The following is an 8,952-nucleotide window of genomic DNA, read 5'->3' on the forward strand; positions in this document are numbered from 1 at the left end:
CAAACAAAAGAATCAGTCGTTTCCGCTAATACACTCAGGATTTTTCTTAGTTAACGGCTCCGCTTCTACAGGCTATTTCATCCAGCATACGACCAATAGCATCGGTGAGCGTTGTTAAATCGGATTGTTCAATAACATACGGGGGCATGATGTAAATCATGGTTCTGAAGGGTCGTATCCAGACCCCCTGATCAACAATAAATGACGGCAACCAGTCCATACAGTTGTCAAGAGGCTGATTGAGATCGACAACCCCAATCGCACCTTTAACCCTGACTTCTTTCACAATGTTATGCGTTTCATAAGGTCGGAGTTCCGTCTCTAACTGCTGAGCAATTCTGGCGACATTCCCTTGCCAGTCGGATTCCATAAGCAGTTCAATACTCTCCACAGCAACTCGACAAGCCAATGGATTGGCCATAAAGGTCGGACCATGCATCAAAACACCGCTACCATCTGAGGCAATGCCATCTGCCACCTTTTGATTACAGATTGTCGCTGCCAATGTCATGTACCCCCCGGTTAAGGCCTTCCCCAAACACAAGATATCGGGCACGATGCCAGCCTGTTCATAGGCAAACAAGCTGCCTGTTCGACCGAAGCCAGTAGCAATTTCATCAAAGATCAACAATACACCAAACTCATCACACAAGGCCCTTACCTGACGTAAGTATTCTGGGCAATAAACTCGCATGCCTCCGGCCCCCTGAACTAAAGGTTCAAGAATGACAGCAGCAAGTTCATGATGGTGCTCAGAGATCAAGGTTTTAAATTCAGCAATATCTGAATCCTGCCAATCCTCATCATGCTGACATTCAGGCGCTGGCGCAAACAGATGTTTGGATAATACATTTTCAAACATCGAATGCATACCGTTAACCGGGTCACATGCCGACATCGCCCCAAAAGTATCGCCATGGTATCCATTTTTGATGGTCAACAAACGTTGTTTTTGTTTTTTCCCCTGAGCAAACCAGTGTTGAATGGCCATTTTGATTGCCACTTCCACTGATATCGACCCCGAGTCAGCCAGAAACACATATTGCAGACTTTCATCAGTAATTTCGATGAGCTTTCTCGCCAGATTGACGGCCGGTTCATGAGTTAAGCCGCCGAACATGACATGCGACATTTTTTCCAGCTGCTCCTGAGCCGCCTGATTGAGACGTGGATGATTGTATCCGTGAATGGCTGACCACCAGGATGACATTCCATCGATAATCTCACGACCATCTGCCAGGGTCAGTCTGACCCCTTTGGCTGAGGCCACCTCATGTAGCACAGGCGGATGAGCAACACTGGTATAGGGATGCCAGATATGCGCGGCATCAAATTCTAAATTGGCAGATTTTTTCATGCGCAGATCATAGCAGTAGTCAGGCATTTACCCAATGAATGTGAGAAGTTGGCAACAAAACGAAGCCTGCTATAAGCTACACTCAAGAGAGCAATTATAAGGTGTCCCTCCATGGGCCAAGAAATTGCAGGTGCGGATTTTGTTACAAAAGACTTCGACACGTTTCGTTTGCGTTTGCAGGATGAGACGCAGCGTCTTGAGCAGATTTTTGCTCGCATACAGCATCAGAATGACACTCGTTATGCCGGGTTGGAGCTGGAAGCCTGGCTAATTGATCCAACGATGCGCCCTGCACCTATTAACGATGCTTTTCTTAAGATGCTGCAGGACCCGATGGTTGATGCAGAACTGGCCAAATTCAATATCGAATTTAATACTGAGCCGTTGCCACTCACAGGCAATTGTTTCAGTCGTTTGCATACACAATTACAGAATGCCTGGTCCAATGCCAGCCAGCAAGCCCAGAAACTGAACAGTGAGTTACTGATGACGGGGATATTACCGACCCTGAAACAAGATGATCTCAACCCGTTCAATATGTCAGACTTGAATCGTTACCGTGCACTGAATGAGCAAATTCTGGCTTCACGCGGGCAGCCGGTGAAGCTGGATATCAGTGGTGAAGAGCATCTTAAACTGACTCATCATGACGTGATGCTGGAATCAGCCGCGACCTCATTACAATTACACACTCAAATACCATTGAATATAGCGCATCATTTCTATAATGCATCCATAATGGCATCGGCGGCAGTTGTCGCCGTTTCAGCTAATTCACCCTTTCTGTTCGGCCATAGTTTATGGCAGGAAACACGTATTCCTTTATTTGAGCAAGCAATCGAATCAGGTGGCTTTGATGGTGCGGCACACGGCCCTGTTAAGCGCGTGAGTTTTGGTAGCGATTATGCCCGCCATTCCATATTTGAATGCTTTGAAGAAAACCTGGCCCACTTCCCGGTATTACTACCTGTCGATCTGGGCCCAGCTTCAGATAATCTGGACTATCTACGTCTTCATAACGGTACGATCTGGCGCTGGAATAGGCCTATTGTTGGCTTTAATGGTGGCAGACCGCATGTGCGAATTGAACACCGCACACCCGCTGCAGGTCCTACTATCAAAGATATGCTCGCAAATGCGGTATTTTATTTTGGTCTCAGCCATGCCTTATGTGATCGCTTAATTGCCAGAGGCGTTGAAGTTGCTTTCAGCGATGCCCGTGACAATTTCTATAAAGCTGCACGTTATGGTCTGGATACAAACATTGTTGATTTCGATGGTCAGCATCAACGACTTCAGAAGCATATTCTGGATGAATTGTTACCACTCGCGGCGCAAGGTCTCGATAAACTCAATATTCTGGCATCTGAAAAAGATCATTATCTCGCCATCATTGAAAAACGGGTAGAAAAGCGTCAGACCGGAAGTGACTGGCAACAAGCCTATATCGCTAAGCATGGTAAGGATTTCCAAAAACTGACAAAACAATATTTATTTCATCAACAGCAAGGTGAGGTGGTAAGCGAATGGCCGATATAACCACTAATTTATTGCAACAACTGGATAGCCTGCCCGACGCATTGCTTGATGTATCGCCACAGGATTTATATCAGATATTGCCAACGCCGACCCTGCTCCATCTCAAAGGCAAGCAAAACAACACGCTGTTCATTTCGGTCATGCTGCACGGGAATGAAACTACCGGACTCCTTGCCGTTCAGTCATTATTGAAGAAATATCAATCAAAAATGTTACCGCGCAACGTTTCCATCTTCTTCGGTAATGTACAGGCCGCCAGAGAGGGACAGCGGCGACTTGATGGTCAGGCGGATTTCAACCGTATCTGGCCGGGTACCGAATACGCAGCCAATGATGAGACCAGAATGGCACAGCAAATTGTGGATGTGATGGCGGATCATGATTTATTCGCGAGCGTTGATATTCACAATAATACCGGTCTGAATCCTCACTATGGTTGTATTAACCGATTGGATCCAGCCTACCAGCAACTGGCAACCCTGTTTGCTCGCTTTGTTGTTTATTTCACCAGCCCAAAAGGGGTTCAATCAGCCGCTTTTGCTGAAATTTGTCCGGCTGTGACTCTGGAATGTGGCCGTCCTGACCAGACATATGGCGTCAAACATGCGTTTGATTTCATTGACAGCTGCCTGAATCTCGCCGAACTACCGAAAACGCCGGTTCATCCGCAGGATATCGATTTGTTTCATACCGTGGCGCAGGTAAAAGTGAAACAGGACATTAGATTTAGTTTTGATGATATTGCTGTGCCGTTGTTACTGGATCGGGATCTGGAAAAAATGAATTTCTTTGAAGTACCGGCAGGCACAGCGATTGGGAGGGTGGATAATATAACGCAATTGCCTGTGGAGGCCCGTGATGAATACGGTGAAGATGTGAGTGAGCGTTTCTTTGAACTACATAATCAGGAACTGTTATTTAAACGGCCGACTATGCCATCAATGATGACCTTGAACGAAAGAGTGATTAAGCAGGATTGTTTATGCTATTTAATGGAGCGCTTGCAGGGCTAAAACAACCCTGCAAGCTTCAATCTTATTTGGTAACGCTAAAGCTCTCGCCACAACCACATTCAGATGTAACATTAGGGTTTCTGAACTTAAAGCTCTGATTTAAGCCTTCTTTAACAAAGTCCAGCTCCATACCTTCAAGCATGGGCATAGCTTCCTCGTTAACAACAACTTTGACATCGCCTCGTTCGAGTATCACATCGCCGTTACCCAATTCATCAGCATAATCCAACGCATAGCTGTAACCGGAACAGCCACTTTTGACTACACCGATACGTAAACCGATACCTGATTCACGTTTGGTCATCATATCGCGAACGCGATTGATAGCAGATTCAGTTAAAGTAATCATGTTTCACCTGTTCATTAAATGGTTAAAGCGTTCGGCTTCTTTTGCCAACGCCGTTGTCAGTTGTTCTACCTGTTCGACAGTATTTTGCATGGAAAAGCTCACGCGAACTGCACCTAAAGCAGTTAAATCATCAACTTGCATCGCTTTCAGGACATGGCTCGGTGTTTGTCTGCCGGTACCACATGCGGAACCACTTGATACAGCAAAGCCTTGTTTGTCCAGTGCCATTAACATGGTGTCAGAATCAAACCCCTGCAGGGCAAAAAATACTGTATTGGGCAACCGCTCACTCTGCTCAGCAAATATCGTCACACCCACAATCTCATGTAAGCGCTTTTCCAGTAAGTCACGCAACATTTGACAGTGCGTCTGATAGGCACTGAGATTGGCTGACACATAATCTGCCGCCATACCGAAACCAACAATAGCGGCCACATTCTCGGTACCACTGCGTTTATCTTCTTCCTGACCACCGCCGAGAATATAACCGGGCCAGTTAAGCTCCGGAGATACAATCAACGCGCCAATGCCTTTGGGACCACCAAACTTATGCGCTGACAAGGTCATCATATCGACACCTGAAGCCTTGAAATCAAGAGAGAGTTTGCCTGCTGCCTGCACAGCATCACAGACCATAGGCACGCCCTTGTCTTTGCATACTGCCGAAAGTCCGGGAATATCCTGAATCACGCCGGTTTCATTGTTCGCCCACATCACCGAAACCAATCGGGTTGTGTCGTCAATCATAGCTTCTAAAGTGTCAGCATCAATCACTCCGGCTGAATTCACAGGAATCAGCTCGACATCAAAACCATGCCGCTGAAGCCGCTGTGCCGGTTCCAACATAGCTGGATGTTCGGTGGCACCAACCAAGATTTTTCCGTCTTGGTAGAGTTCTGCGACTCCAGCCAAAGCCTGATTATTCGCTTCCGTACCACCGCTTGTAAAAATAACCTGCGACGGATCAGCATTAACCAGATTAGCTACTTGTTGCCGTGCTTTATCCAGAGCGGAATGGGCATAACGGCCAAAACGATGACTGCTGGAAGGATTGCCCTGCTGTTGCTGCAGGTAAGGGAGCATTGCGTCCAGCACACCTTCTGCGAGGCCTGCCCCGGCATTATTGTCGAGATAGGTAAAAGCCAATGGGAAACCTGCTTATACGACGTCGAACTGAATGACTTGATCGCCGCTGCGTTTCTGTTCGTATGTGCTTACCACCGCAGCTAATGTGATGCCATCCAAATACACACGGATTTGATCACTCAGGCTCTGCCATAGTTCATGACTGAGACATTTCTCATCACTATGACAGTTTTTTCGTCCTTCACATTGCGTGCTGTCAACTTTTTCATCTACAGCTGAGATGACATCCAAAACGGTAATATTCTCGGCAGTGCGACTGAGACGATAACCGCCACCAGGACCACGGGAACTGCTCACCAAACCTTGTTTACGCAAGCGGGCAAACAATTGCTCCAGATAAGACAGAGAAATACCTTGTCTTTCTGAGATATCAGCCAGTGTGATCGCACCAGAACCGTAGTTAAGGCTGAGGTCGAGCATGGCTGTTACCGCGTAGCGCCCTTTTGTGGTTAAACGCATCAGTTAATCCGTAATAAATTCATCCTGTAATTTTACATGCCTGACTATTTTAGTCAACTTTTTGAATCATCACTTTCTTCTGATAGTTCACAGTCTTTAAGTTCAGGCATTTCAACACCTTCCGGTAGTTCACCACCCAGTCGCTGTATGGTCTGACACATGACATCAACGCGCTTATCCATCGCATGGATATGCTCAATCAAGCCATGAATGGCATTGGCTACCGGATCGACTGTTTTCCCTGATGTACCGTATGCATCAAAGCCCACTGACTGGGCCAGTTTTTGCTGTTGTTTTTGGTCTTCAGTAAGGTTGGTTTTTACGACTCTTCCCGGAATACCTACAACGGTTTCACCGCTGGCAACATCTTTGACCACCACCGCATTGGAACCGACACGGGCGCCATCATTCAACGTAATCGGACCTAAGACTTTAGCTCCGGCACCGACAACAATATCGTTTCCTAATGTCGGGTGGCGTTTCCCTTCTTTCCATGAGGTACCACCCAAAGTCACACCATGATATAGCGTGCAGTCATCACCTATTTCAGCTGTCTCACCAATTACAACACCCATGCCGTGGTCAATAAAGAAGCGTCTGCCAATCTTAGCACCTGGATGTATCTCGATACCCGTTACCCAACGGCCCAGGGTAGAAATAAACTTTGCCAGCCATTTGAGCTTTGAGCGCCATAACCAGTGATTTAGACGATGAAGCTGGATAGCGTGAACGCCTGGATACGTAGTCACAATCTCAAACACATTTCGTGCTGCAGGGTCCCGGTCAAAGACACAGTTAATATCTTCTTTGAAGCGTGCCCAGCGGCTTATGTTTTCACTCATTGTTGCTCCTCGCTTTGGTTTCAGCGGCGCGCAAAATGCCATGCATAATGTGCAGTTCGTTTTTATCCATATCTGTGCGGTTGAACAGACGCTTGATACGACGCATCAGATTACGCGGGTTATCAGGATCCAGAAAACCGATGGTCGTCAGAGAACGTTCGAAATGCTCATAAAGGTGAGCCAAATCATCATTGGTAATGGCCTCACGTTCTTCACCCACCCGGCCGAAATTAATTTGAGGCTGAAAGCTCATTTTCAATTCATACGCCAAAACCTGAACGGCTGCAGCCAAGTTAAGTGAGCTATAGTCAGGGTTCGCCGGGATATTGACCAGGTACTGACATCGATCCAATTCTTCATTGGACAAACCTGAATGTTCTCTTCCGAACACAATAGCAATATGAGTGTTGTCATCGAACTTTTCAAGTTGTTCTACGGTTTCACGAGGGTTCATTACCGGTACATGAAGATGACGTAAACGTGCACTCATTGCAAAGGCGTAATGACACCCGACCAAGGCAGAATCGAGACTGTCATGGACTTGGGCCTTATGCAGAATATCATCGGCCCCGGAGGCACGAGCAGTCGCCTCTGCACTCGGATAAATCTTCGGCGAAACCAAATGCAGGTTTGATAATCCCATCGTTTTCATAGCCCGGGCAGCCGCACCGATATTACCGGGATGCGTCGTCCCGACAAGCACGAAGCGAATATTATCCAGTGATGTCATCAATTTTCCTTGTAATAAACATGGCGTCGCCATAGCTAAAAAAGCGATATCGCTGCGCAACAGCGTGCTGATAAGCGTTCAGTATATGTGCTCTGCCAGCAAAGGCTGATACCAGCATTAATAAGGTTGATTCTGACAGGTGAAAATTTGTCACCATCGCATCAACACTTTTAAATGTATAACCGGGATAGATAAAGATATCCGTTTCGCCCTCAAATGGTTTGATTTCGCCCGATTGTGAAGCGGATTCCAATGCTCTAACACTGGTCGTGCCAACAGCAATAACTCGGCCACCACGCTCACGAGCGGCTTTTACTTGTTGACAGACCTTTTCTGTCACTTCAATGATTTCGCTGTGCATTTGATGTGAACGAATATCATCCACTCTGACAGGTTGAAAGGTACCAGCCCCGACATGCAACGTCAGCTCGGCGGTTTCAATTCCCATCGCGCTAATTTCGGCTAATAAAGACGCGTCAAAATGAAGTCCTGCCGTAGGTGCTGCAACAGCACCACGGTGCTTTGCATAGACCGTTTGGTAACGATCCCGATCGGCTTTGTCCACATCACGTTCGATATAAGGTGGAAGTGGCATACGCCCAAAGGATTCCAGTGTTTCAACGACCGAATCTGTATTCAAAAAGCGTAACTCAAACAACGCGTCATGACGATTGACGACTTCAGCCTCTAAGGTATTCTCAAGAAACAATCGTCTGCCCCTGCCAGGTGATTTGCTACTTTTGACGTGTGCTAAAACACGTTCATGGTCCAACACCCGCTCAACTAATACCTCAACTTTACCGCCTGTTTCTTTTTGTCCTAACAATCGAGCTGGTATCACCTTGGTATTATTGAAGACCAATAGATCTTTCTCATCAAGTTGATCTAGCAAGTCGGTAAACCCAAGGTCTTGAAGGTCACCGTTGTTCCCATTTAGGGCGAGAAGCCGGCTGGCAGTTCGATCGGTTGATGGATATTGGGCGATCAGCTCATCAGGCAGATCAAATCGGAAGTCGCTTGTTTTCATCGGGCTCTGCTCATTTTCATGAGCGCGATCATAGCAAAATGTCCGTCTACAGAGCAGCGTTTTCGCAGTAAAGCTTTTGAATCAAGGAGGTTGAATCCGTGAATCTGACAAATAATCAGTCGCTTAGGGCTAAATACTCAACATTAATCAGATTGAGGCTTCCAATCAGCATGTGGGGACGTTATAATTTCGCTCTTAAGGTTGCCGGGGTGGCGGAACTGGTAGACGCGCCGGATTCAAAATCCGGTTTCTTCGGAAGTGCGAGTTCGATTCTCGCCCTCGGTACCAACCTTATCTCAGATCAAAACATCTCCCTTATTTTCAATAATCTTAACTCGAAATCACGCGATTTTGGTAAACAACAATCATCGTGGGTATTCTCAGGAAATCCAGTTCGGATTGCGCTCCGCTGTCACACCTTCAGCTTTTTTTAAAACACCAGTCTCAAGGAAAACTCGTCATCTTCGAGAATTCCTTAATTGGCTCTCAA

General features: G+C 46.7%; 9 protein-coding genes and 1 tRNA gene. 3 read left to right on the forward strand and 7 right to left on the reverse strand.

Annotated elements, in window-relative coordinates:
* Nucleotides 1-46: 46 nt before the first annotated feature.
* The gene (gene bioA, locus ACTF5U_RS04470; RefSeq protein ID WP_438970441.1) at nt 47-1,357 is read right to left on the reverse strand and encodes an adenosylmethionine--8-amino-7-oxononanoate transaminase; all 1,311 of its coding nucleotides are present in this window, start codon (nt 1,355-1,357) and stop codon (nt 47-49) included.
* A gap of 111 nt (nt 1,358-1,468) precedes the next feature.
* Here bioA and ACTF5U_RS04475 point away from each other — a divergent pair, with 111 nt between their 5' ends.
* A complete protein-coding gene (locus ACTF5U_RS04475; protein WP_438970442.1) occupies nt 1,469-2,896 on the forward strand; it encodes a glutamate--cysteine ligase in 1,428 nt (475 codons plus the stop codon).
* Complete coding sequence (locus ACTF5U_RS04480) at nt 2,884-3,909, forward strand: M14 family metallopeptidase (protein ID WP_438970443.1); 1,026 nt, start codon at nt 2,884-2,886, stop codon at nt 3,907-3,909. Before ACTF5U_RS04475 ends, ACTF5U_RS04480 begins: the two co-directional genes overlap by 13 nt.
* 22 nt (nt 3,910-3,931) lie before the next feature.
* On the opposite strand, the gene ACTF5U_RS04485 is transcribed toward ACTF5U_RS04480, so the two are convergent.
* Genes ACTF5U_RS04485 through queA form a run of 6 tightly spaced genes read right to left on the reverse strand, consistent with a single transcriptional unit; the run spans nt 3,932 to nt 8,462 of the window.
* Complete coding sequence (locus ACTF5U_RS04485) at nt 3,932-4,258, reverse strand: HesB/IscA family protein (RefSeq protein WP_438970444.1); 327 nt, start codon at nt 4,256-4,258, stop codon at nt 3,932-3,934.
* Between the two features lie 3 nt (nt 4,259-4,261).
* A complete protein-coding gene (locus tag ACTF5U_RS04490) occupies nt 4,262-5,404 on the reverse strand; it encodes a cysteine desulfurase family protein (protein WP_438970445.1) in 1,143 nt (380 codons plus the stop codon).
* 12 nt (nt 5,405-5,416) lie between these two features.
* Nucleotides 5,417-5,863, reverse strand: a complete 447-nt coding sequence (locus ACTF5U_RS04495; RefSeq protein WP_438970446.1) for an Rrf2 family transcriptional regulator — start codon at nt 5,861-5,863, stop codon at nt 5,417-5,419.
* Nucleotides 5,864-5,916: 53 nt separating this feature from the next.
* Nucleotides 5,917-6,705, reverse strand: coding sequence for a serine O-acetyltransferase (gene cysE / locus ACTF5U_RS04500; RefSeq protein ID WP_438970447.1), 789 nt, complete (start codon nt 6,703-6,705; stop codon nt 5,917-5,919).
* Nucleotides 6,698-7,435: an RNA methyltransferase gene (locus ACTF5U_RS04505; protein ID WP_438970448.1), complete on the reverse strand. Its 738-nt coding sequence runs from the start codon at nt 7,433-7,435 to the stop codon at nt 6,698-6,700. The genes cysE and ACTF5U_RS04505 overlap by 8 nt, the downstream gene beginning before the upstream one ends.
* Entirely contained in the window at nt 7,419-8,462 is a 1,044-nt protein-coding gene (gene queA, locus ACTF5U_RS04510; RefSeq protein ID WP_438970449.1) for a tRNA preQ1(34) S-adenosylmethionine ribosyltransferase-isomerase QueA, read from the reverse strand. Before queA ends, ACTF5U_RS04505 begins: the two co-directional genes overlap by 17 nt.
* Before the next feature lie 203 nt (nt 8,463-8,665).
* On the opposite strand from queA, the gene ACTF5U_RS04515 reads away from it, so the two are divergent.
* Nucleotides 8,666-8,750, forward strand: a tRNA-Leu gene (locus tag ACTF5U_RS04515).
* Nucleotides 8,751-8,952 lie beyond the last annotated feature (202 nt).

This window comes from Methylophaga sp. (genome assembly GCF_965655755.1).
GTDB lineage: Bacteria > Pseudomonadota > Gammaproteobacteria > Nitrosococcales > Methylophagaceae > Methylophaga.